Source organism: Streptomyces sp. NPDC002588 (assembly GCF_040295925.1).
Lineage (GTDB): Bacteria > Actinomycetota > Actinomycetes > Streptomycetales > Streptomycetaceae > Streptomyces.
Map to the genome: position 1 here is coordinate 45,737 of NZ_JBEOWF010000031.1, position 23,938 is coordinate 69,674.

The window sequence follows — 23,938 nt, forward strand, 5'->3', positions numbered from 1 at the left end:
AAGGCGTCAGCCGAGCGTGAAGGAGCGTCTGGCGAAACCGATCTTGCAGCGTCAGGTGATCCCGTGTGGCGCTTCAGGTCGCCGGGCGAGCGCGCGGGTCGTGCCGGGCGGGCCCGAGTTGTCGGGCCAGATCGTCGAGGAGGGTACCGGCCACCGTCTCCTCCATGACGGCACTTCCGTGTTCCGCCATGGCGGTGGTGAGGGCGGGGTCCCACGGTGCCTCGGTGAGTCGTCCCGGTGAGGGGCCCCGCGGGGTGGTGGTGACGGCGGTGAGGTAGTCGTGGGCGGACATCCGCCAGGGAGCGGCGGCGGTCCTGTGCATGACGTGGGCGGCGATGCGTATGCCCTCGCCGTCGAAATCCCCGTGGTGGCGCAGGGTCGCGCCTTCCGCGGTGAGGAGGTGCAGGAGGCGGACGACGGCGCTGTTGGGCCAGCCGGAGGTGCAGACGAGGGGTGGGCAGCGTGCGCCGAAGCGGCGCACCGCCAGGGCGAGCACGCTGGGGTTCTCCGTGATGTGGACGGCCCGGTCGGGGAAGCGGAAATCGCCCGGTGACCTCAGCTGAGCCAGCGTGAGGGACACGGCGTGCCCGGCCTCGGAGCAGATAGCGGCGATCCGGCTGAGCGGGCCCTCGCCGGCCGGGCGCAGACCGGCGGCGAGGACGGTCGCCGACAGTTCGTCGTCGGCGACACCGGCTCGGGACCAGAGTGCGCGCCGCGCGTGGGCGCTGTCGGGCACGGCTGTGCCGTGGAGCGTCGACAAGGCCCTCAGCACCAGGGAGGACAGGCGGGTGCCGTCGTCGAGGGCGTGCGGGTCGCCGTGCCGGACACGCGCCGCGAACACGGGCAGCGGCTCGCCTTCGGCAGGCAGCGCGGCGAGCACGGCGACGGCGGCGGAGAGCAGGTCCCGGGTGCGGTGCACCGAGCCGTCGACCAGGCCCTGGCCCCGGCAGTGCAGGGCCCACTCGGCCAGCGCGGGCTGGGCGCGGACGATGTCGTGGGTTTCCAGCCATGCCCAGAGTGCTGCCCGGTCGTCCTCCTGCCGACGGCGTTCGGCGGCCCGGTCGCCGAGCGGGCCGATGACCTGGGTGACGACGTCCCGTACCGTACCGCCGCCGGCCTCGGCCACGATGGCCTCGAGGCGGGCCAGCCGCACCGTCGGCCGCTGGTCCGGCAGCCGGTCCAGGCCCAGCAGATCGGCGAGGGCCTCCCGCTCGTCGTCGTCGAGCGGGCCGAGGCGCACTCCGCTGACGGGCCGGCCGGTGGAGAGGCGGTCGTGCACCGCCTGCCAGACGGGGCGCAGGCGGGTCCCGGTGAGGTGAGGGGGGATCCGGGGGGTGTTCACGTCGTCCGGAGTCCCTCCGGCTCGCCGGCTCCACCCGTTTCACCTTCTCCACCCCCGCCTTCCTCGCCGCCCTCGCCGCCCTCGCCTCCGTCGGCCTCGTCGGCTTCTTCGGGTCGCATTCCGGTCCCGGTCCAGACGAAGCGGGCGCTGGTCACGGCGTCGTCGCCGTCGGTTCCCGTGATCAGTTGGTGGACGGCGATGCCGGAGAGTTCCCGGTAGTGGCCCCACTCGTGGTCCGAGGTGAGCATCAGGTCGAGGTCGAGTGCGACGAGCAGGGCGAATATCTGTCCGCGGTTGGTCGCGTCGACGCCCACGAAGACCTCGTCGAGCAGGATCAGCCGGGGTGCTTCGGGTACGGCCTCGTAGTGCGCGGCGACCGCCGCGAAGAGCGGCAGGTGCAGGGCTATGGCCTTCTCGCCGCCGGAGAGCGCTCCGTGCAGTTTCTTCGTGAGCACCTGCCAACCGGCGCCGTTCGCACGGTCGAGCCTGACCACGAACTGGTGCCAGGCCGTGTAGTCGAGCACCTCGGCGAGCTGCTCCTCCCAGGTGGCCGCCGTGTTCCTGGCCTTGGCCTCCTCGATGCGGGCCCGGAAGAAGGCGTGCAGCGCCTCCCGGTCGGCGTCCGTGACGTTCCTGGGCTCCTTGAGCAGGAGCGTGCGGGCGGTCTGGGTGCCGGGCGGCAGATCCGGGTGGATGCGCCACACCAGTTGGACGGAGACGTTCGACGCCGTACGGACTCGCTCCAGGTGACCGTTCATGCGGTCGACCAGTTCGTTCGCCTGCCGGATGCGGGCGGCCAGGTGACGGCGGGTGTCTCCGGTGAGGGTCTGGTCGAAGAGGCGCCGCTCGGCGACCGTGATGTCCTCGCGGCTGCCGTCCCGTTCGGCGGTGAGGGTCCGCAGCAGTCCCGTCGCCCCGAACCGTACGCCGTCCATGGCGGCGGTGAAGACCTGCACGTCGTCGTCGACCTCGAGATCGAGGTCGGCGCGGCGGCCGAGGATCTGGCGGGCCTGGTGGACCGCCTCGGAGAGGCGTTGTACGGCGTCGCCGAGGTGGGTGGGCTCATGCGCGAGGGCCGGCCACTCGGCCGCGACCTCGCGGGCCGCTTCCAGCGTGGCACGGGTGCCGTCCTGGGCGGTCAGCTCCAGTGCGGCGCCCGCGTCCTGGGGCAGACCGAGCAGGCACAGGTGCCGGAAGCGGAGGGCCGCGTCGTCCCTCGCCGCCGTCGACTCGTCCCGTCGCCGGGCGTCCTCGGCCATCGTCGCCTCCAGCGAGCCGATACGTCGCTGGAGGCGGCCGAGTTCGCCGTCGCTCGCGCTGATCTCGTCCCGGCTGCGGCGGATGTCGTTCCTCAACTCGCCGATGCGGGCGGCGATCTGCCGGAAGTCCTCACCCACGGTGCTGTCCACGGCCTGAAGGGTGGCCGCGAGGGCACGGGCCTCGGTGTCGGCCCGGTCGGCTTCGGCCTGGCTCTCCCGAGCGGCCTCCGCGGTCCGCTCGGCCTGGCTTCTCGCGGCGGCCGCCCGGCCCAGGGCGGTGGCCCAGTGCAGATGCGCGTCCGCCCAGGAGTCGGCCGTGTCGGCGAACGCGTCGACGGCGGAGGACAGTTCCTTCAGACGTGCCCGGTCGGTGGGCAGGGCGTGTTCGGAGGAGAGCCGGCCCAGTGTGCGCAGGCAGCGGCTCACGTCGGCCTCGCGTCCGTCGAGCACCTCGACCGCGACACGGACGGCGTCGTCCCGCACCCCGACCGCCTCCTCCGCGCGGTCCCACTGGCGCCGTCTCTCGTCGAGCTCTCGGTGCCCGGGGCGTGCCATGAGGTCGGCGTCGAGCCGTGACCGGCGCTCGCGCAGCGCGCGCAACTGGGTGTCGAACGAGGCGATGGCGGCGTTCAGGTCGGTGAGACGCCCGGTGAGTTCCGTGATGCGGCGCCGTCTGGCCCGTTCCCGGGCGAGGAAGCCGATGTGGGCGGGCGCGTCCTTGCTCCAGGTCCCGACGGCCGCGGCCAGCCGCCAGCTCCCGTCGGCGCCGACGGCGGCGGTGTGCCACGGCGGGAGCTGGTCTCCGTACGCGATGCCCGCGAGGAGTTGGGAGACTCGGTCGCCCGACACCGGGGTGTCCGTTTCGGGGCGCAGGACCTCCAGCAGTGACGGCCCTTGGGCGGGCGTCGCCCAGGCGGGCGCGGCGAAGGTGTCGTGGCCGGTGAGTTCGATCGTGTCCTCGGGGCTCACCCAGGCGTCGAGCAGGCCCGATGCCTCCAGTGCCGCCTCGACGCCGGCCTGGACCTCGTCGGGAACGCCGTCGCGGAAGGCCACGAGTCGCCACAGGGGCGCGCCGGCCATCGTGGCACGGTCCGTCGTGCGGGTGGGCGGGGCGGTCGGCGGAAGGTCGGTTTCCGTCCTGAGCGACTCGATGGCCCGGACAATCCTCTCCCGCTCGCCGAGCCCGGTCTCCCGCACCGCTCGGACGCGGGTGCCGGCCTCTGTGATCTCCTGGTCCAGGGCCCGCACGGCGCGCTCCACGACGGCGAGGACATCCGCTTCGACGGCCGCCCGGGAGACCAGCTCCTCGGTGTCGCCGATCCGCAGTTCCACACACCCGGTGGCCCACTCCCGGAGCCGCTCCTCCTGTGTCCGCAGGGCCTCCTCGCGCTCCCGGGCCGCCTCGTCGCGGCGCGCCATCGCCTCCGCGAGGCCGTCCCGGGCGCCGTCAAGGGCCGTTTCGGCGGTGGTCCGGTCCCGCACCGCCCGCTCGTGGGTCTCGACGGCCTCCCGGACCTCCGCCATCTGTTCACGCCGGCCCCTGACCGCTCCGCGCAGCAGATGGCGGACCTGGCGGACCCGGTCCGCCTCCCGCGCCGGGTCCTCGGCCGAGGGGGGTCCGGCGAGTGCGGCGCGCAGCTCCGCGTACACGGACTCCATGCCGACGGTCCGGGCCGTCCGCTCGACGTCCTCGGCGGTGTCCCCGGCGTGGTCGGCGCATTCTGCGGCCTGCCGGCCGGCGGTGTCCGCCTGTTCGTCGTCCGCGCGGGCCCGGCGTTGCCAGTCGCCGGCGGCGGCCCGCAGCCGGTGTGCGTTGCCCGCGCCGTCCTGGGCGCGACGGCGGAGCTGGTCCAGTTCCTTGCCCTGCTGGTAGAGGTCGCTGTCCACCAGGCCCTGGACGGCCGCTTCGAGTTCCCCGGCCCGCTCGCTCAGCTCCCGCTTCCGCTGACCGGTGCGTTCCTGGTCGTGCACGGCCTGCCGGTGCTGTTCCGCGCTTTCCCGGGCGATCCGGGTGAGGTTGTCCATGTCGGTCGTCGCGGAGATCAGTTTCGCGGCGGCGGCGCGCAGCACCCGCTGGGCGTAGCCGCGTTGCTTTCCGGCGACGGCGGCCGCGGCGGTGACCTCGTCGTCGAGCCGCTTGAGGTCCTCACGCTGCCGGTCGAGCCGCTCGAATCCCTCGGCGAGTTCCCCGATCTCGGTCTCGCCGAGCGGCGGCAGGGCCTTGGACAGCAGCGTGGACAGCAGGGACGGATCGAGCCGTTCGGAGAGTTTCGGCTGTCGCAGTTGGAGCAGTGCGGTGATCAGGGCCTCGTAGCGCTGCTCCCCGAGGCCGGCGAAAAGGGTGCGGCGGATCGCGGCCCGGTAGTCGGCGGCCGTGGCGTGGATCTCGCCGTTCCCCTCCAGGGCGTCCGCCAGCGCGGCCCGGGTGAGGGGCTGCGCCGCCTCGTTGACGAGGGACACGCCGTCGGTCCGGGCGATGCGCCGGCGGGTGGTGAAGTAGTCGGTCTGGACACCGCTCGTGTGGACGCTGGCCTGGAGCCGGGCTCCGCAGGAGAACCACTCGCCGTCGGCCCGGCCGAACTCCATCCACACGTATCCCACGCGGGTCTTGCCGGAGGCCCCTTCGCCCATGAGGTTCCAGTGCATGGTGCGTTCGGAGCCGCCGAACGTGGAGAGCCTGTGGGGCCTGAGGTTCGCGTCGAAGAGGAACGGCAGCAGCAGCTCCAGCGCCTTCGACTTGCCCGTGCCGTTCGGTCCGCGCAGCAGCAGTCGTCCCTCGTGGAAGGTGAACGTCTCGTCGTAGTACCGCCAGACGTTGAGGATTCCGGCCCGGCTCGGCTGCCAGCGGTCCCGGGTGGGCGCAGTGCCGTCCGCCGACCGGTCCGTACCGCGCACCGGGAGCTCGGTCACGCTCACTGCGGGCCTCCGTCTTCCTTGTGGGCGTGCTGCTCCGCCACGGCGGCGGAGGTCGTGGTGGTGCCCGCGACGCGGTAGCGGAACGCGGCCGGGCGGGCCACGACCCGGTCGCCGGTGACGCGGACCAGGCCGAAGTCACGCAGCACCGCCACGGCGTCGTCGGCCAGCCGCCTTGTCCCCTCGGCCGCCTGATAGGCCTTCGCCCAGCGGGGGAAACGCCGCAGGAGCTCCGAGGCCGCTTCCGCGAGCTGTTCGGGGGTCGCGCCGCCGGGGGCGTCAGCGATGCGTTCGAGGAGGAGCAGGGCGGCGACCCGGGCGGTCGAGGAGTCGTCCGGGAAGCGCGAGTCGGTGGCCAGGGCGTCGGGGTCGACCAGGAGGTAGCCCTCCGCGCGTTCCTCCAGTACGAGTCCGGCCTGTTCCGCCGAGCGACGCAGGATCTGACGGCCCGTGGGGGACGCGAGATAGGCGATCTCCTCCTCCGTCAGGTCCTCCCGGTACAGGACCGGTTCGTCGAAGAGGCGGCGCAGCACGGAGTGCCGCAGCCACAGGTTCCGCCGTGTCCCGGAGACGACGAACGCTTCGTCCGCCGCCGTCTGCCCGGCGGACGCCGACGTGCCGTAGCGCCGCTCCCGCATCAGTTCCGTCAGCAGTTCCTCGAAACGGGCGGGAACCTCCTCCACCGGCACGGCCAGCCGCGACGGACCCACGGGCGCCGCGGGGAGCCGCATCAGGAGGGTGGCGTCCACCCGGTAGAGGACTTTCGCCTCCGCCGTGTCCACGAAGGACTCCGTCAGTCCGTCCACGGCCGCGAGGACGCCGTACGACTCCAGCAGCTTCAGTACGTCGACGAAGGCCATCCGTTCGCGGCGGCTGGCGGTGTCGAAGGACTCGAGCGCCGGGTCGGCGGCCACGGCCTGCACGACACGGTCGGCCAGCAGACCTATGGTCGTCATCGGTACGGACGTCAGCTCCGCGGCCGTGACACACAACAGCACGTACCTGCGACGGTCGAAGGGCGGCCTGCCCGCCCGGGGCCGCCGGGCCGGACGGGAGGCGTCGGCGGTCGAGCGGACCTTGACCAGCCGGGCGTACCCCCGTCGTGGCTCGACGACGAGGCTCCAGCCGCAGGTGTAGTCGAACCACTTGGCGAGCGGCTCCTTGCGGCGCCTGACCACCTCGAAGGCCGCCGGGTCGCCGCGCTCGGTGATCAACGGCTGGGCGAGCAGCAGACGGATGCCCCGAGCCATCTCTTCCCGTTCGACCACCACCAACTGGTTGGCGAGCGTGCTCATCCCGCGGCCTCCTCGAGTCCGGTCGACGGGTGGGCGGCCGGCCCGGCGGCCGTGTCCACGTCAGAGATCCGAACGATATAGTCCGGCCCGCTCAGCACCCCGTTCGAGGTGCGCAGCCTGGCCTGGCGGTCGTCGGAGGCGGACCGCAGGAGGATCTCCACGCCGCCGTCCGCGCTGACGGCACGGCGCGTTCCCGTGCTGTCCGGGCGGGACGACAGCGCTCTGCCGAGCAGATCGAGCAACCTCGCGAACGCCGCCGGGTCCAGCTCGCCGAAGTCGGAGAGACGTACGGACCCGTCCGTGGTCAACGCCTGCCACGCCGCCTGGAGTTCGGCGCGTTCCCGCCGCGCCCGCTCGGCTCGCGCGGCTTTCGTCGCGGCGATGTCCCGCACCCTGCCTGTCCGGGTGAAGCGCTCCGTGCGGCCGCTGGTGCGCAGCAGCGCGGACACCTCCACCGGGGGTGCGGCGGCCCACGACCGGGAGGCGGGGATCAGTTCCGGATCCGGGTGCGCGAGGTGGGGGTGGCGCGCGGATCCCAGTCCGAAGGCCAGCGCCCACAGCCGGTGCAGGTCGTCCTCCGTCGGCGCGGCGGCGAACCAGCGCGCGAGCTCCCGGAAATCCTGCACGGCACTGGACGAACGGCGACGCGACTCCGTGATCCGGTCGAGCACCTGCAGCAGCGAGAGAATCGCCCTCCGGGCCACGTCGTGCAGTTGCTCAACCCGGGGCGGTGAGCCGTCGGTGGGCAGGAACCAGGCCCGCAGCCCCGCCCAGCGGGCCCTGCGCCGCTCCAGCCAGGCGGCAGCGGGGTCCTCACCGGCCACCGGCGGCAACTCCGCGCCGCGCAGCGCGCGCTCGTGCAGCACACCGACCCCGCGCTCCTCGACGCGGGCCAGCGCCACGGCGACCCCGGCCCCGCGCCGGTCCAGGTTGACCAGGAACTCGCGCAGATACGCCACCGTCGCGGCCTTCACCTCCCGGAAGACTCCGGGATCGGCTCCTTCGGCGCGCAGCAGCCGCTGCAGTTCCCCGTTGAACGCCTTGGTGTTGTCCAGCAGCGCTTCGAGGTGCCCCTCCAGCTCCTGGAGGGTGCTGAAGATCCGGCGGTCCGCCGACGCGGGTTCCCCCAGCAGGACGTACAACTCGTCGAGCCTGTCCGCGATCGCCTCCAGCACGGCGGTCTGCAGCGCCCCGGTCGCGGTGAGCACCGTCAGTGCGTGTTCCACCCCCGCGAGGGCGGCCTCGCCCTGGCGGGTCAGGGAGTACTGGAGGTTCCGGCGCTCGTACTCCTCGGCGGTGCGGTAGTTCTCGGTGTGGTTCTGCACCACGTCCAGCAGGTTCCACCCCTGGAGCGTTCTCAGGGCCTCGTGGAGTGCCTCGTCGGTGATCGCGTCCAGCCACCCGACCGTCCGCAGACGCGCCCGGACCTCGTCGAGCCCGAGGGCCGTCTCCAGCCGCTCGTTGGCCGCTCCGAACGCCCGAAGCACCGCACCATAGAGATCGGCGCGATCCCCCGTGGTGAACCGGAACATCTCCGGTGGAACCCTGCGCACCGGCCTACCCCTTCCCCATCGGCGAGCTGTTGCCAGCCCTCCCCACCGTAAAGGCCACCACTGACAACCAGGGCGGAAAGCGGAGAACGCTCCCGGCCACGGGAACCGGGCGGCAACCGGGCGGGGAAAGACGGTCGCGGTCCTTGCGGGCTCGCTCGTCGAAGCCGCGGTGGCCGCGAGCACGCCGCAGCCGGACCCGAACTCGCGCGAAGGCCCCGGCATGTGAGGATGACGAGGTGTCATATCCATGCCGTGGTGAAGAGCCGGATCGTGCCGGCGAGCGCCCGTTCCGGTGCGTCCGGGTTCGGACCGACCCTGATCTCGGTGACTGTGTCCGGGTTCTCGCGGAGGTCCATGAGCTCGACGGCTATCCGGTGAACTGGCCCGCCCGCCCCGGCGAGTGGCTGACACAGCCGTCGCTCATCACCTCCTGGGTGGCAGAACTGGACGGCCGGACCGTCGGTCACATCGGCCTTTCCCGGAGCGACGCCGGAGACGCGGCTCCGGGACTGTGGAGCGCCCGCACAGGTGCGAGCGTCGACGCGACCGCCGTGATCAGCCGGCTGTTCGTCGCCCCGTCGGCCCGCGGACACGGGATCGGCTCGTTGCTGATGGCGCAGGCCGTCGGGGAATCGCGGGCCCGCGGTCTGCACCCGGTACTCGACGTGGTGGCCACCGACACGGCTGCGGCGGCCTTGTACGAGCGGCTCGGCTGGCAACTGCTGGCCACGGTCGAACAGCAGTGGAGTCCCGACCAGAGAGTGGCCGTCCGCTGCTACGCCGCCCCAAGGCGCCAGGTGTATTGATCACGAGTGGCTACGGCCATGCGGGCCGGACGGCTCCACTCGAACAGGTGGTTTGCCGAGCGCCTTCGTCCACGGGGCGGCCCGGCCGGTGATCGTGATGGCCGGCAATGTCACACCGAGGGCGAGGAAACCGGATGTCCACTACGGCCGACAGCACCAACACCGCCACCATGCTGGGCTTCGAGCGCGGGATGGTGGTCCAGGAGATCGGATATGCCGAGGACAGCGACGACCAGTTCAGGCGGCTGATCGAGGGAACCATCGGCAGCGACCTGGTGTACGAGGACCACGAGGACATCGTGAACATGGTCGTGGTGTGGTTCCGCGAGGACGACGGCGACCTCTCCGACACCCTTGTCGACGCTTCCGGCAGCCTCGGTGAAGGGGGCACGATCGTGCTGCTGACGCCGAAGAGCGGACGGCCGGGTCACGTCGACTACAGCGACATCGGCGGCAGTGCCGTCACCGCCGGGTTCTCGGCCACGGAACCGGTCAGCGCGACGAGAGCCTGGTCGGCCACCACCCTCCTCTCCCCCACGGCCGCCCGGAGCGGCCGGCACTGACCCGCCCGACAGCGGGCCCGTGCCGTGCACCGATTGCGCCGCGTAGGCGCCGGCTCCGGCGCACACCGCCCCGCCGAGGCGCCTGCGCCGGCAGCGCGGCCGTCGACGGCTCGCTCGAGGCGGCGGATGCGATCACCCGCCCGCTCTCCTTCTGTGCTCCTGGGGTCGACACCGCTCATCGAGCGCGGAGTTGAGCACGCCGACGGTGAGATGTGGGTCACATTCCCGGGGTGGATGTCACACTTCTGCCCCTGGACGCCTCTCAGTTCGGAACGCATCCGCGACGGGAGGCCCCACGGTGTACCACCCCACCACGACCCAGGTGTTCGACGACCATCGTGAGCTGCTGTTCTCGATCGTCTACAACATGCTCGGCAGTGTCGCCGACACCGAGGACGTGCTGCAGGAGACCTGGCTGTCGTGGGCGTCCAGGAGCCAGGCGCCGGACGCGGAGCGGATCGACAATCCGCGCGCCTACCTGGTGCGGATCACGGTCAACCGGGCGCTCGCCCACCAGGCCGCCGTCAGCCGCCGCCGGGAGACCTATGTCGGGCCCTGGCTGCCCGAACCCCTCGTCGGTCCGCTCACCGGCTCCTCCGGCGACGACGCGGCCGAGGCGACGGTCCGCGCCGAGTCGGTTTCGATGGCGCTGCTGGTGGTGCTGGAAACCCTCACCCCGCTGGAACGCGGGGTGTTCGTCCTGCACGAGGTGTTCGGTTACGCCCACACCGAGATCGCGGACATCCTCGGCCGCAGTCCCGCCGCGATCCGCCAGCTCGCGCATCGCGCCCGCGAGCACGTCCAGGCCCGACGCCCCCGCTACGAGCCCGACCCGCAGGTCCGGCAGCAGGTGACCGAACGGTTCCTGGCCGCGGCGCTCGGCGGCGACCTGGACGCCCTGCTGCGGCTCCTGGCACCCGAGGTGACCCTGTGGGGTGACGGCGGCGGCAAGGGCGCGGGCGGCCTGCGACCGCTCCAGGGCCGGGACAAGGTCGCCCGTCTGCTCGCCGCCGTGGCCCCCCGCTCCGGCCGGGGCCTCCAGGTCGCCTATCGCAGGGTCAACGGCGATCCGTCGGCGCTGCTGTTCGCCGGCGACACGCTCTACGCCGTCCTCGTCCTCGACCTCACTCCGGACGGCGACCAGGTGCGCGGAATCTACGCCGTCGCCAATCCCGACAAGCTCTCCCACATCGAGAACGTCGACTGACCGCCGTCCGAGCGTCGACTCGACGTCGCTGGAAACCGAGGAATCCCCGTGGTGCGAAGAATTGCGTCCCTGCCCGGTGGCAGGGTGACGAAATGGGTCGTGCTCGCCCTCTGGACGGCCCTGCTGATACCGGCCCTCATGCTGGCCGCCCGGCTCGGCGACGCCGAGGAGAACGACAACTCGGCCTGGCTGCCCGGCAACGCGGAGTCGACGAAGGTCGTCGCCCGAGCCGAGCGGTTCGGACTGGGCGACACCGTGCCCGCGATCGTGGTCTACGACCGGGCGGAGGGCATCACCTCTGCCGACATGGCCGCCGCCCGAGCCGACGCCGAGGCCTTCGGAGGCATCGACGGCGTCGAGGGACGGCCGCAGGGCCCGGTGAAGGCCGAGGACGGCAAGGCCGTCCGGACCGTGGTCCAGATCCGCAAGGACCGGACGGGCTGGGAGGGGATCGGCGAGGTCGTCGACGCGATGACCGAGATCGGCGCGGCGCACCCCGGCGGGCCCGGGTTCCACGTCACCGGTCCGGCCGGATACGCGTCCGACTCGATCAAGGCCTTCAGCGGAGGCGGCGGCCTGACGACGGTCACCGCGTCGGTGGTGGCCGTGATCCTGCTGCTCACCTACCGCAGCCCGCTGCTGCCGCTGGTGCCCCTGCTGACCGTCGGCGGCGCTCTGGTCACCTCGGAGGCGGTGATCTATCTGCTGGCGGAGCACGCCGGACTCACCGTCAACAAGCAGACCGGCTTCATCCTGACCGTGCTGGTGTTCGGCGCCGCCACCGACTACGCCCTCCTGCTCACCGCGCGGTACCGGGAGGAACTGCGGCGGCACGAGGACCGGCACGAGGCGATGGCGGAGGCCCTGCGCCGCTGCGGTCCCGCGATCCTCGCCAGTGCCGCGACCGTCGCGATCAGCCTGATGCTGCTGATGCTGGCCACCCTCCACTCCACCCAGGGCCTCGGGCCGGCCTGCGCCGTCGGCATCCTCGTGGGTCTGCTCGCCATGGTCACCCTGATGCCGGCGCTGCTGGTCGTCTGCGGCCGCTGGATCTTCTGGCCGGTGAAACCGTCGTCCGGATCGACCGCCGGGGCGACCACCGCGGAGGGCGTCTGGACCCGGGTCGGTACCGCCGTCTCGGGGCGGCCGCGGATCGTGTGGATCGGCACCTCCCTCGCCCTCGGCGCGATGGCGATGGGGGTGTTCGGGCTCAGGGCCGACGGGCTCTCCGACAAGGACCAGTTCACCGGCAGACCGCAGATGGCCGTCGGCGAGGAGATCCGGTCCCGGCACTTCCCGGCCGGGTCGGGAGACCCGGTCTACGTCGTGGCCCGGGCCGCCTTCGCGGAACAGGTGAGGACCGCGCTGTCGGGCGTCCCGGGTGTCTCCGACGTCTCGACGCCGATCGTCAAGGACGGGGAGGCCGTCGTCCTCGGGGAACTCGGGGTCGATCCCAGCGGTACGGCCGCCCTGCGCACCGTGGAGCGGGCCAGAGCCGCGGTCCACGCGGTCGAGGGTGCGGACGCCCGTGTCGGCGGCAGCACGGCGGTCGTGCTGGACACGCGCGAGGCGGCCGCCCGTGACTCGAAGGTGGTCATCCCCGTCGTGCTGGTCGTGGTGTTCCTCGTCCTGGCCCTGCTGCTGCGGGCGGTCGTCGCACCGCTGTTGCTGACGGCGACGGTGGTGCTGTCGTTCGGGGCGGCCCTCGGCGTGAGCGGTCTGATGTTCTCTCACGTGTTCGGGTTCGCGGGGGCGGAAGCCTCGTTCCCGCTCCTGGCGTTCGTGTTCCTCGTCGCCCTCGGCATCGACTACAACATCTTCCTGGTCAGCCGGGTGCGCGAGGAGACACCGCGGCACGGCACCCGGCGCGCCGCGCTGACGGGTCTGTCCGCCACGGGCGGTGTGATCACCTCGGCGGGTGCGGTGCTGGCCGGCACGTTCGCGGCGATGGCCTCGCTGCCGCTGGTGTTCGCGGCCGAACTCGGGTTCGCGGTGGCGTTCGGTGTGCTGCTGGACACCTTGGTCGTCCGCTCGGTGCTGGTCACCGCGCTGACCCTCGACGTGGGACGGTGGATGTGGTGGCCCGGCACACTCTTCCGGCGTCACGACGAGCCGTTGCCGCCGACGAAAGAACACGAGCTCGAACCCGCCCTCCCAGACAGGCTCCGTTGACAAAGCGGAACAGCGTTCCGTATATTAAGTGGAACGACGTCCCGTTTCCGTTCTCGCTGATACGGGCCGGACGTCGCCCTCGCCTCCCCCACCGCCGGACCGGACAAGACCGGCGGCGGAGGCCCTTGACCAGACGTACGCACGAACGGACCTCCACCCCATGAGTGAATCGACCTACACAGCCGACCCCTTCGGCCCGCCCGCTCCCGTCCTCTCGGTCAGTCCGGTGGTGCTGTCGGTACCCGGCCGAGCCGTGGACCTGGAGGTGCGGGTCTCCGCTCCCGTGACCGGGAGCGATCTGCCGGTCGTGCTCCTCTCGCACGGCCAGGGCTACTCGAACCACCTCTCCTCGCTGAACGGCTACGCACCCCTCGTCAACTACTGGGCGGCGCACGGCTTCGTCGTGATCCAGCCGACCCACCTGAGCTCGAGGACGCTGAGCCTGGCTCCCGACACGCCCGGTGCGCCGCTGTACTGGCGGTCGCGGGCCGAGGACATGCGGCACATCCTGGACCGGCTGGACGCGATCGAGGCCGCCGTCCCGCAGCTCCGCGGCCGTCTGGACCGGGACCGGGTCGCCGTTGCCGGGCACTCGATGGGCGGGCACACCGCGAGCCTGCTGCTGGGTGCGCGGCTCACCGATCCGGACGACGGGACGGAAGTGAACCTGGCAGAGCCCCGGATCAAGGCGGGCGTGCTGCTCGCCGCGCCCGGCAGAGGCGGCGACGCCCTCAGCGAGTTCGCGGCCCGGAATCTCGCCTTCTTCCTGACCACGGACTTCTCCACGATGACGACACCCGCCCTCGTCGTCGCCGGCGACAAGGACACCTCCACGCATCTGACGGTCAACGGCGCGGACTGGCACGCCGATCCGTACGTCCTCTCCCCGGGCCGCAAGTCCCTTCTCACCCTGTTCGACGCGGAGCACGGGCTCGGCGGGGTCTCCGGATACGACGTCGCCGAGACCACGGACGAGAACCCCGAGCGCGTGGCCGCGGTCCAGCGGCTCACCTGGGCCTACCTCCGCACCGAGCTCCACCCCGGTGACCCCGCCTGGCAGACGGCGTGTGACGCGCTGACGTCCGGCCCCGACCCGCTCGGACGGGTCGAGTCCAAGTAGGCCGACTCCGAACACGCCGGATCCGAACAGGCCGGATCGGGCAGTACGGAACGAGGCGACACGGATCCCGGCGAGCCGAGAAAAGCGGTTGCCGCTCCGGAGCCGGTCGTGGACGATCGCGGACCGTGACGATCAGCAACGATCAGGACGAGTCCGTCCACGACCGGATCCCTCCCGCCGCACGCCCGCTCGCGCTGATCACCGGCGTGGGACGCACCGTCGGCATCGGAGCGGGAATCGCCCGGCGGCTGGCCGCGTCGGGCTGGGACGTCGCCTTCACCTACTGGACCCCCTACGACGACCGCATGCCCTGGGGCCGGGAGTCCGGAGCGGCCGACGCGACCAGCCGGGACCTCGCCGCACACGGTGCGTCCACCGCGGCGATCGAGGCGGATCTCGCCGACCCGGACTCACCGGCCCGCGTGTTCGACGAGGTGGAACAACGGCTGGGCGGCGTCACCGCGCTGGTGATGTGTCACTGCGAGTCGGTCGACTCCGGTCTGCTCGACACCACGGTCGAGAGTTTCGACCGGCACTTCGCCGTCAACGCGCGCGCCTCCTGGCTGCTCGTCCGCGAGTTCGGACGCCGCTTCGCGGCAGCCCCGGGAACCGGCCGGATCATCGCCCTCACCAGCGATCACACCGTCGGCAACCTGCCCTACGGGGCGAGCAAGGGCGCCCTCGACCGCATCACCCTGGCCGCCGCCCGCGAACTCGCCCACCTCGGCGTGACCGCCAACGTGATCAACCCCGGCCCGGTCGACACCGGCTGGATGTCCGACGACGTCCGGGAGCACTGTGTCCGCGCCACCCCGCTCGGCCGTCTGGGCACTCCGCGGGACACCGCGCACCTCGTGGACTTCCTGTGTTCCCCGGAAGGAGGGTGGGTCAACGGCCAGCTGCTGATGAGCAACGGGGGCTTCGCCTAGCGCGCCGGTCCGTCGTTCACGGCCGGGCCGGTACCGGGCGACGCAGCAGGTAGGCGGCGGCGATCGAGACGAGGAGGGCCATGCAGGCGATGAACACCAGCCCCGCCCCCTCGAGCCCCAGGGGACCCGTCAGCACGCCCACGCCGATGACCGGCACCGAGATGCCCCCGTAGGCCACCACGAACAGTGCCGAGATGACGGCCGCGCGCCGGTCCGCGGGCGATGCCGCGGCCACCGCGGACAGCGCGCCGCGGAACGCCAGCCCCTGCCCGGCCCCGCCGACCACCGCGCTCAGCACCACCAGGGGCAGCAGGTCCCAGCGCAGCGCGCCCGCGAGGAGCGCCAGCCCGGCGAGGAGCGTCGCGCAGCCCACGGGCAGCGACCGGCCGACACCGACGCGGGGGACGGCCAGTTGTCCGGCGGTGGAGGCGAAGAAGGCCAGCGCGACGATCAGTCCGCTCACGGCGTGGTCGTGCACGTCCAGGGACTCCGCGAGGAACGCGGGGCTGACCGAAGTGAACACCCCGAACAGCGCGAACCCCACGAACGAGGCGATCGCCGCAGGTGTGAACACCGTCCGCACCTGCGGGGGCAGAGCGGGCCGGCTCGGCCGAACGGCGCTCAGCGGACTGCGCTCCCGGACGGTCTCCGGAAGCCACACCACGACCGCGGCCGAACAGGCCACCAGGGCGAGGTGGACGGCGAACGGCAGGTACAGCGGCCAGGGGGCGTACTGTGCCAGGACTCCGGCGAGCAGCGGACCGCAGCCCAGCCCGCCCATGTTGGCGGCCGTCGCCACGAACGTGGCCCGGGAGGCGCCGCCGGCCGGCGCCAGGTCCATCACGTAGGCCGTGGCCGCTCCGGTGAACAGACCCGCGGACAGCCCCGACAGCAGCCGCCCCGCGTACAGCCAGCCCAGGCCGGTGGCGCACAGGAAGCAGACGGCGCTCGCCGCCGCGAATCCCAGGCCCCACAGGAGTACGGGGCGCCGGCCCACGGTGTCCGAGGCGTTGCCCGCCAGCAGCAGCATGCCGATGACTCCGAACGCGTACACGGCGTACACGACGGTGACCGTCAGCTCGGAGAACCCGAACTTCTCCTGGTACAGGCTGTAGAGCGGGGTCGGCAGCGTGGTGCCGGCCATGCACACGGCGAACACCGCCCCGCCGAGCACGCACCTGAGCCATCCACGGTTGTCAGCGTCCATGCCGCCGACGGTAACCGCCGAGCCCGCTCGGCCCGGCCCGACGCCCCCGCGCGGAAGACGAGTGAACGGTGCCCGCACGCCACGACCACGGGTGGGTGGGCCGGGCTGCGGTGGGTGCGGGGGCGGTCGACAATGAGGGCGGGGTGTCTGCCTGTCCCTGCCTCGACGCCGCGGCGGCGTCGGACCGAGAGGAACGTCGCCATGCGCGCTGAGGCTTCGCGGGGTTCGCTGTCCGTGTGCTCACCCTGTCCGCCGGTGGCGTGGGGGCGGGCGGGGTGTTGTTCCCGGTGCGCGCGGCCCTGAGCGGGCCCCTCGACGCCGGGGCGTCCCGAGACCTGCGGGTGCGTGCGGCGCGAGGCGGAGGCGCGCCGTGAAGAGCGGCGCCGAGCGGACCGAGATCCTGCGCCGGTCGGTGCGGGTGACCGTGTCGGCGTCAGCGGGCTTCTACGTCTTCCTCTACGGACTCGACGAACCGGTACTGGCCCTGTACGCGCTGTTCGCCCCCATCGCTCTCGGACTGCTGTCCTCGGTCCCGGGGTCCGGACGGCAGCGGGCGGCGGTGATGCTGAAGGCGTTGCCGGTGGGCCTGGTGCTGGTGACGCTGGGGACCGCCCTGGCGGTGCGGACCTGGGCCGCGGTGCTGGGGATGCTCGTCGTCGGCTTCCTCCTCTCCTTCGCGGCCGTCGCGGGGCCCCGGCCCGCCGGGGCGGCGCCGGGCCTCCAGCTCTTCTACATCCTGGCCTGTTTCCCGCCGTACGAGCCGCGGACCCTGGGGTTGCGGCTGGCCGGGCTCAGCGTGGGCGTGCTGCTGCTGGCGCTGTGCGAGCTGTTCGTGCTGCCGCCGCCCGCGGGCCGGCCGTACCGCCGCAGCCTCGCGGAGGCCGTGGCGCTCGCGGGCGACACCCTCGCCGCGCGTGCCGGTCCCCCGCCCGAGGTGCTGCGGGCCGCCGGCACACGGCTGCGGCTGTCGCACATCCCGCCCGCGGAACGCCCCGCGGGGCCGGGCCGTGCGGTCCGCGGTCTCGCCCAGGCGGGTTCCGCGGCCCGCCGACTGCTGGAACAGCTGGCCCATCTGACCGAGACGGGCCGCCTGCACGACCTCGTCCGGTACGGCATCCACGACGGGCAGGACAGGCACGACGGGCCTGTGGGTGCCGGTGACGGGGGCCGGGCGGACGGCGCATCCCGGTGGCTGCTGCCACGGGTGGCGTCCCTCTGCGACGACACCGCCGCCGCACTGCGGGCGGGCCGGTCCGCGCCGGGGCCGCCGCGCCTGGACCAGGGGATCCGCGCCTTCCAGGAGATGCGGTTGCGGCAGGCGGCGGAGCGGGACGACGAGCGGCCGGACCTGGCGGCGGACCTGCGTCGGCAGGCGGCGCTGCTGGCCGTCGCCGAGTCGGTGCGGGTCCTGGAGATCTCCGTGCGGGTGGCCCTCGACGGGCGGCGCACCTCGCCGATCGAGCCACGGGACCTGTTCTGGTACACGGAGGCGAGCACCCCGCGGCTGTGGCTGCGCCGCTTCGTCGGCAACATGACGCTCCGCTCGGTGCAGTTCCACAACGCCGTGCGGATCGCGCTGGCCCTGGGCGCGGCTCGGCTGGTCGCCGGTACGCTCGACCTGGCCCACGGGTTCTGGGTCCTGCTCGCGGTGCTGACACTGAGCAGGACGACCGTCGGGGAGACCTGGGCGGCCGTTCGCCAGGCCGTGGCCGGCAACCTGGTGGGGGCCGTCGCCGCGGGCGCCCTGCTCATCGGTGTCGGACAGCACACCGGGGCCTACGCCGGGATCCTCGCGCTGGGCATGCTGCCGGCCTTCGCGCTCGGCCCGCTGCTCGGCGTCGCCTGGGCGCAGGGTCTGTTCACGCTCGTGGTGGCCACCGCGTTCGCCCAGATCGCGCCGGCGTCCTGGCAGTTGGCGGAGGCGCGGATCGTGGACGTGGTGACCGGCAGCGCCGTCGGTCTGCTGTGCGCGATGCTCGCCTGGCCGGCCGGTGCCCGGCGGGAGGTGCGCAGGACCGTGGCGGGGCTGCTGCGCGAGTGCGGGCCGCTGATCAAGGGCACCGTCGCGGTCCTGACGGCCGTGCCGCCGGGCTCGGCGCCGCCCCCGCCGACGTTTGCCGTCCTGCACCGGATGCGCCTGGCCGAGTCGGCCTACGCCCAGTTCCGCAGCGAACCGGACGCCGCCGCCTCCGCCGGAGCCGACTGGCACGGTCTGCTCATCGCGGCCCACCAGGTCCTGCTCGGCTCCCACTGGCTCCCCCGCTTCGACCTGCCCGCTGCCGCCCTGCCGCCGGAAGCCGCGGAACAGGCCCGGGCAGCCGCCCGGGAGGCGGCCGAGACCACCGACCGGCTGGCCGCCCTGTGCGCCGGGTACCGGCCGCCACCGGACCGGATCCGGCCACAGCACGCACGACCGCCCACGCCACCGGTGCCGACGCTGGTAGACCTCGAGGCCTGGCTGACGAGCGTGACGTCCCAGCTCACCCGCGTCGAGGCCGGCCTGCCCGGCGTGGACGGCCGCGGGAGCCGGGCGCGCTGACCCGTGGCCTGGTCGACACCGGCAGGGCTTGATCAGGGCGGGAACCTCCGGTGTGGTGGAGCCGTCCAGGCCTCCGCCCGCTCAGCCGAAGGGTCACCATGTCCCCCTCCGTCACCCCTCCTGCCTCCCCGCTGCGCCACGCCCTGGTCGGCACCGGGTCACGTGCGCGGCTGTACATCGACGCGATGACGGGCGTCCATGCGCGGGTCGCCGATCTGGTCGCGTGGAGCGACACGAACCCCGGCCGGCTCGACGTCCACGAGCGGCGCGTGCGCGAGGCCGGCGCGGCGGTGCCGGCACGGTTCGCCCCGGGCGCGCTGGCCGAGGCGGTGGACGAGCACCGGATCGACCGGGTCGTCGTGACGACGCCCGACCACACGCACGCCGACCTCGTCGTGGCCGCCCTGGAGGCGGGCGCCGACGCCGTCGTCGAGAAGCCGCTGACCACCACCGAGGAGGGGGTCCGCCGCATCGCGGAGGCCGCGGAACGCACCGGCCGGCAGGTCACCGTCACCTTCAACTACCGCTACTCCCCCCGCAACACCGCCCTGAAGCAGGTCATCGCCTCGGGCGAGATCGGCCGGGTCACCTCGGTGCACTTCGAGTGGCTGCTGGACACCGCCCACGGCGCGGACTACTTCCGGCGCTGGCACCGGGACAAGGAGAACTCCGGCGGCCTGCTGGTCCACAAGTCCTCGCACCACTTCGACCTGGTCAACTGGTGGCTGGGCAGTGTGCCCACCCGCGTCTTCGCCAGCGGCGGTCTGCGGTTCTACGGCGACCGGGCGGCCGCCGGCCGGGGTCTCGGGCCGCGTCCGGAGCGCGGTACGACCGACTCGCCGCTGCGCGACGCGTTCAGCCTCGACCTGCGTCACGAGCCCTGGTACAAGGCCCTCTACCTGGACAACGAGCATCTCGACGGCTACCGGCGCGACCAGGACGTCTTCGGCCCGGGCATCACGATCGAGGACAACCTCTCCCTGATCGTCGACTACGCCTCGGGCGCCTCGATGACCTACGCGCTCAACGCCCACTCACCGTGGGAGGGGTACGTCGTCGGAGTGAACGGCACCGAGGGCCGCGCCGAACTCGCCGTCGTCGAGCGGGGGGCGGTGACCACGGACGCCGACGGCCACGTGATCACCGACACGGACGACACCGAACGTCCCGTGGGCGAACGGCTCGTGGTGCAGCGTCACTTCGAAAGGGCCCGGCAGGTGCCGATCCCGGAGGCGGAAGGGGGGCACGGCGGCGGGGACACCGCATTGCTGCGCGATCTCTTCGTCGGTGCCGGCGAGGACCCCCTCGGTCACGCGGCCTCCTGGCAGGACGGCGTGCGGTCCGTCGTCGTGGGTCTGGCGGGCAACCGGTCGCTGCGGAGCGGCGCCGTCGTGCGCGTCGACGAACTCGGCATCGGTTCCGGCCGGACATGACCGTGGGCGGGCCGGACGTGCCGGCCCGCCCACCAGGGTTGAGCGGTCAGGGGAGCTTGACCAGGGTGTAGTCGTCGCAGTAACCGGCGGCCGAGCCCGCGTTCTTGTAGCAGTAGGCGGCGGCCGAGGTGGTGGACGCGCCCGTCGTGAAGAAGATCGGCTGCTGGGCGTAGGACGTGGTCGAGGTACGCAGATACGTTTCCGTACCGCCGAAGCTCTTCACGCCGACCGCCACTTCCTCACCGGCGGTGGCCGCCTTGGCCCAGCCGGCCAGCAGGTAGGTGGCGCCGGAGGTGAGCCCGCTCACCGTCTGGATGGCGCCGCTGGCGCTGGCCCCGGTCTGCAGGGCGTACGTTCCGCTGCGGGCGTTCGACGCGACCACACTGGACGCCGTACCCGTGCTCTGGGCCCAGGGGGTCAGGGCGCCGGTCTCGAAGCCCGGGTTGGTGACCGCGTTGGCGGCGGAGGACAGGGGCTCGACCGCGAGGTCGTCGCAGTTTCCGGTGCCGGTGCCGCCGGTGTTCTTCCAGCAGTAGATCAGGGCGGAGGTGTTGCTGCTGCCGGTGGTGAACAGCACCGCCGCCTGGGAGTACGACGCCGTCGCCACGTTGGTGAAGGTCTCCGTGCCGCCGTAGTTCTTGACGCCGATGGCGAGGGTCTCCCCCGCGTTGGCCACCTTGGCCCAGCCGGTGAGGAGGTAGGTGGTGTTGGGGGTGAGTCCGGTCAGGTTCTGGTTGGCGCCGCTGCCACTGGCCTGGGTGGTCAGCGCGTAGCCCCCGGTGCGGGCGCCCGACGCGGTGACGGAGGGGGCGGCGCCGCTGTTGGTCCAGGGGCTCATCGAACCGGTCTCGAAGCCTGCGTTGGAGACCAGGTTGCCGCCGGTGCCGTTGTAGGCGCCGATGTTGGGCGCCGCGGTGGCGGAGACGGCGTTGCCGAAGGCGTCCTTGCCGCCGTTGCCGCTGATGACCGCGCCGGCCCGGATCGCGGGCGAGGACGGGTGGACCTGGTAGGCGGCCGCGCCGGTGTACGAGGAGGACGTGTTGGCGTTGCCGGGGTTGCGGAACTCGGGGTCGGCGACCACCTTGGCCGAGTCTGCGGGCTCGGAGGACGGGTGGGTGCCGTAGAAGAGGTTGTTGGAGTAGACGGATCCGGAGCTGGTGGTGAAGTAGCCGCCGGTGCCGTAGTTGAAGACCGCGTTGTTGCGGAAGGAGAGGGTGCCGGTGACGCTCGATCCCCTGCGCGAGTACAGGATCGGGGTGTTCAGGCCGCTCTGGTTGACGTAGACGCTGTTGTTGTAGATGAGCGGGACGGCGACCGAACTGCCGCTCTGGTTGGGGATGTTGCCGACGAAGTGGAAGACGCCGGTGCCGTGGGTGGGCGTCCCGGAGGCGGGGCAGCCGGAGTTGGTGCCGTCGTTCTCGCTGATGTTGTAGCGGATCACCGTGCCGTCGCTGGGGACGGTCGAGGTGGGTTCGTTGGCGATGGTGAAGGGCGGCATCACCAGCATGAAGCCGCCGAGGTTCTGGTGGCTGTAGTTGTACTGGAAGGTGGTGTTGTGGTTGCCCCAGTCGACGTCGTAGCCGGTGCCGTCGGCTCCGTTGACATGGCAGTACACCTCGTTGTTCTGGACGACGGTGTTGGAGCTGCCGGACATCCAGATGCCGGCCGAGGCGCCGTTGCAGTACTGGCCGGAGGGCGGGCAGGTGTTCTTCGCGCCGCCGTAGCCGGCCTTGTTGCCGTCGATGAGGGCGCCGTCGTTCTTGACCACGAGGATGTCGTCGGCGCCGTCGTAGGTCATGGTGTTGCCGCGGATGACCGTGCCCGTGGTCAGGCCGGTGCCCTGCCCGTCGCCGTCCGGGGTGACGGCGACCGCGATGCGGTCGACATGGTCGAAGGTGTTGTTCTCGACCACCACGTCGTCCCAGGTGGAGACCGGTGTGGTGTGGTCGGTCTGGACGCCGACGCCCGCGTTGGTGGCGTACCAGCCGCCGCCGTAGCCGGTGATGTCGTGGATGTTCATGTCGTGCACCCGGATGTGGTGCAGGATGCCGCCGGAGCTGTTCTCGGCGAGGACGCCGGAGCGGTAGGCGGGCGAGGAGGCGGCGTTGGTGAGGTTCAGGCCGCCGATCTCCCAGTACTGCTGGTTGAGCAGGTGGATGACGGGGCCGGTGGCGCCGTTCGCGTTGATGACCGGCTTGGCGCCGCTGCCGTAGGAGCCCATGGTGATGGGGCTGCCGGAGGCGCCGGAGCCGCCGGGGGTGAGCTGGCCGGTGCAGGTGGTGCCGGCGGCGAAGAGGATGCTGTCGCCGGCGGCGAAGGTGGTGGCGTTGACGCTGCTGACGGAGTTCCAGGGGCTGGCCTGGGTGCCGCTGCCGTTGGACGCGGCTGAGCAGTTCACGTAGTAGGTGGTGCCGGCGGCCAGGGCGGTGTGGGCCGGGAGGAGGAGGGCGCCCGCCAGGGTGGCGAGCAGGGTGAGGATGCGGGACGCCCGGACGCCCGGGCGGTCCGATCTGCGACGCTTCATTGCGACGCTCCTTGGTCGGTGGATGTGTCCTCCGCGCCGCGGGACGCGACGCGGGTCTTCCTGCACCGGGCGGGCCGGCCGAAGCGGATGCGCCCGGAGTCTCTGCCGGGCCGCTACGGGAGCGCGGTCGGCAGGGGCGTTTCGAGGACCGAGGCGTGCCGCATGCCCGGGGGCAGGTCCAGGGAGGCGGGCTCCCAGTCGGCGCCGTCCTTGCTGCGGGTCGCCCCGTACCTCCCTTCGAGGAAGTGATCGAAGATCATGACCAGTTCGCCGCCGCGGTCGAAGATCGACGGGCCTTCGACCACCGACGGGGTGACCGGTCCGACCGACGGGGCGTACGGGCCGCCGGGGACGTCGAAGGTGGTCAGGTGGATGTCCTTGTGCACGGTGCCGAGGTCGTTGGTGCCGCGTTCGTCCTTGTAGGCCATGAGGAATCCGCCGCCGACCCGCTCGCGCACGGTGGCGTCGATGACCGAGTGGCCGGGGTCGAAGAAGAGACCGGGGGACGAGAACGTCCGGAAGTCCTCGGTGGTGCAGTGCCAGATGCGGTGGTTCTGGCCGACGTGTTCGAAGTCGCGGCCCTCGGCGGTGCTCCCGGCCTCGACGACCGAGGACCAGATGACGTGGTACAGCCCGGTCCCGCGGTCGAGGAAGAACTCCGGGGCCCAGGCGTTGAGCGCTCCCTCGACGCCGGCCATGACCGGGAGGAGTTCCTGCTGCGACCAGGTGAGCAGGTCGGCCGAGGTGGCGTGGACGATGTGGGGGCTCGTCCAGCCGTCGGTCGCCAGCAGATGGAACCGGCCGTCGGGGCCCACCCCGATGAACGGGTCCCGCAGCCGGCCGGTGCCGACCGTGCCGCGCAGGACGGGCCGGCCGCCGTTCACGGTCACGAAGGCGTGGCCGTCGTGGCTGTAGGCCAGGTGCAGCGCCTCGTCGGCGTCGGTGAAGTAGGAGACCACGTACATCGGTGGATGGTCCTTCCAGGACAGCGGGCAGGGGTCGGGGCCCCTTGGACGGTGAGGTCGTGGGATCGCCGGCGGCCGCGGACCGGCAGGCCGGACGTGCGCGGCGGGCGG

At 72.5% G+C, this 23,938-nt stretch carries 15 protein-coding genes; 8 read left to right on the forward strand and 7 right to left on the reverse strand.

What is annotated here, in order from left to right:
• Nucleotides 1-73: 73 nt before the first annotated feature.
• The 4 genes from ABT057_RS31065 to ABT057_RS31080 are packed head-to-tail and all read right to left on the reverse strand — an operon-like array spanning nucleotide 74 to nucleotide 8,362.
• Nucleotides 74-1,342: a TIGR02679 family protein gene (locus tag ABT057_RS31065; protein WP_352346957.1), complete on the reverse strand. Its 1,269-nt coding sequence runs from the start codon at nucleotides 1,340-1,342 to the stop codon at nucleotides 74-76.
• A complete protein-coding gene (locus ABT057_RS31070; RefSeq protein ID WP_352346958.1) occupies nucleotides 1,339-5,517 on the reverse strand; it encodes a TIGR02680 family protein in 4,179 nt (1,392 codons plus the stop codon). Before ABT057_RS31070 ends, ABT057_RS31065 begins: the two co-directional genes overlap by 4 nt.
• A complete protein-coding gene (locus tag ABT057_RS31075) occupies nucleotides 5,514-6,809 on the reverse strand; it encodes a TIGR02678 family protein (RefSeq protein ID WP_352346959.1) in 1,296 nt (431 codons plus the stop codon). Before ABT057_RS31075 ends, ABT057_RS31070 begins: the two co-directional genes overlap by 4 nt.
• Complete coding sequence (locus ABT057_RS31080) at nucleotides 6,806-8,362, reverse strand: TIGR02677 family protein (RefSeq protein WP_502973994.1); 1,557 nt, start codon at nucleotides 8,360-8,362, stop codon at nucleotides 6,806-6,808. Before ABT057_RS31080 ends, ABT057_RS31075 begins: the two co-directional genes overlap by 4 nt.
• 374 nt (nucleotides 8,363-8,736) lie before the next feature.
• Here ABT057_RS31080 and ABT057_RS31085 point away from each other — a divergent pair, with 374 nt between their 5' ends.
• The 6 genes from ABT057_RS31085 (at nucleotide 8,737) to ABT057_RS31110 (ending at nucleotide 15,159) form a co-directional block, all read left to right on the forward strand.
• Entirely contained in the window at nucleotides 8,737-9,168 is a 432-nt protein-coding gene (locus ABT057_RS31085) for a GNAT family N-acetyltransferase (RefSeq protein ID WP_352346960.1), read from the forward strand.
• 134 nt (nucleotides 9,169-9,302) lie between these two features.
• A complete protein-coding gene (locus ABT057_RS31090) occupies nucleotides 9,303-9,731 on the forward strand; it encodes a DUF3052 domain-containing protein (RefSeq protein ID WP_352346961.1) in 429 nt (142 codons plus the stop codon).
• 298 nt (nucleotides 9,732-10,029) lie between these two features.
• The gene (gene sigJ, locus ABT057_RS31095) at nucleotides 10,030-10,938 is read left to right on the forward strand and encodes an RNA polymerase sigma factor SigJ (RefSeq protein ID WP_352346962.1); all 909 of its coding nucleotides are present in this window, start codon (nucleotides 10,030-10,032) and stop codon (nucleotides 10,936-10,938) included.
• A 48-nt stretch (nucleotides 10,939-10,986) separates the two neighbouring features.
• Nucleotides 10,987-13,110 (forward strand): MMPL family transporter, encoded by a 2,124-nt coding sequence (locus tag ABT057_RS31100; protein WP_352346963.1) that lies wholly within the window; start codon nucleotides 10,987-10,989, stop codon nucleotides 13,108-13,110.
• A 160-nt stretch (nucleotides 13,111-13,270) separates the two neighbouring features.
• Entirely contained in the window at nucleotides 13,271-14,230 is a 960-nt protein-coding gene (locus ABT057_RS31105; RefSeq protein WP_352346964.1) for an alpha/beta hydrolase family protein, read from the forward strand.
• Nucleotides 14,231-14,355: 125 nt separating this feature from the next.
• A complete protein-coding gene (locus tag ABT057_RS31110; RefSeq protein WP_352346965.1) occupies nucleotides 14,356-15,159 on the forward strand; it encodes an SDR family oxidoreductase in 804 nt (267 codons plus the stop codon).
• Between the two features lie 16 nt (nucleotides 15,160-15,175).
• On the opposite strand, the gene ABT057_RS31115 is transcribed toward ABT057_RS31110, so the two are convergent.
• Nucleotides 15,176-16,366: an MFS transporter gene (locus ABT057_RS31115; protein ID WP_352346966.1), complete on the reverse strand. Its 1,191-nt coding sequence runs from the start codon at nucleotides 16,364-16,366 to the stop codon at nucleotides 15,176-15,178.
• 370 nt (nucleotides 16,367-16,736) lie between these two features.
• Here ABT057_RS31115 and ABT057_RS31120 point away from each other — a divergent pair, with 370 nt between their 5' ends.
• Nucleotides 16,737-18,905 carry an FUSC family protein gene (locus ABT057_RS31120; protein WP_352346967.1) on the forward strand — a complete coding sequence of 723 codons (2,169 nt, stop codon included), beginning with the start codon at nucleotides 16,737-16,739 and terminating at the stop codon, nucleotides 18,903-18,905.
• Between the two features lie 98 nt (nucleotides 18,906-19,003).
• Nucleotides 19,004-20,338 (forward strand): Gfo/Idh/MocA family oxidoreductase, encoded by a 1,335-nt coding sequence (locus tag ABT057_RS31125; protein WP_352346968.1) that lies wholly within the window; start codon nucleotides 19,004-19,006, stop codon nucleotides 20,336-20,338.
• Nucleotides 20,339-20,384: 46 nt separating this feature from the next.
• Here the strand turns inward: ABT057_RS31125 and ABT057_RS31130 are convergent, their stop codons facing one another.
• Complete coding sequence (locus tag ABT057_RS31130) at nucleotides 20,385-22,862, reverse strand: carbohydrate binding domain-containing protein (RefSeq protein ID WP_352346969.1); 2,478 nt, start codon at nucleotides 22,860-22,862, stop codon at nucleotides 20,385-20,387.
• A gap of 113 nt (nucleotides 22,863-22,975) precedes the next feature.
• Nucleotides 22,976-23,827: a glycoside hydrolase family 43 protein gene (locus tag ABT057_RS31135; protein WP_352346970.1), complete on the reverse strand. Its 852-nt coding sequence runs from the start codon at nucleotides 23,825-23,827 to the stop codon at nucleotides 22,976-22,978.
• Nucleotides 23,828-23,938: the final 111 nt, after the last annotated feature.

Coding starts and splice junctions, on each gene's coding strand:
- ABT057_RS31115 (WP_352346966.1), bottom strand. CDS start 16,366: ATGGACGCTGACAACCGTGGATGGCTCAGGTGCGTGCTCGGCGGGGCG.
- ABT057_RS31135 (WP_352346970.1), bottom strand. CDS start 23,827: ATGTACGTGGTCTCCTACTTCACCGACGCCGACGAGGCGCTGCACCTG.
- ABT057_RS31125 (WP_352346968.1), top strand. CDS start 19,004: ATGTCCCCCTCCGTCACCCCTCCTGCCTCCCCGCTGCGCCACGCCCTG.
- ABT057_RS31075 (WP_352346959.1), bottom strand. CDS start 6,809: ATGAGCACGCTCGCCAACCAGTTGGTGGTGGTCGAACGGGAAGAGATG.
- ABT057_RS31105 (WP_352346964.1), top strand. CDS start 13,271: ATGAGTGAATCGACCTACACAGCCGACCCCTTCGGCCCGCCCGCTCCC.
- ABT057_RS31130 (WP_352346969.1), bottom strand. CDS start 22,862: ATGAAGCGTCGCAGATCGGACCGCCCGGGCGTCCGGGCGTCCCGCATC.
- ABT057_RS31090 (WP_352346961.1), top strand. CDS start 9,303: ATGTCCACTACGGCCGACAGCACCAACACCGCCACCATGCTGGGCTTC.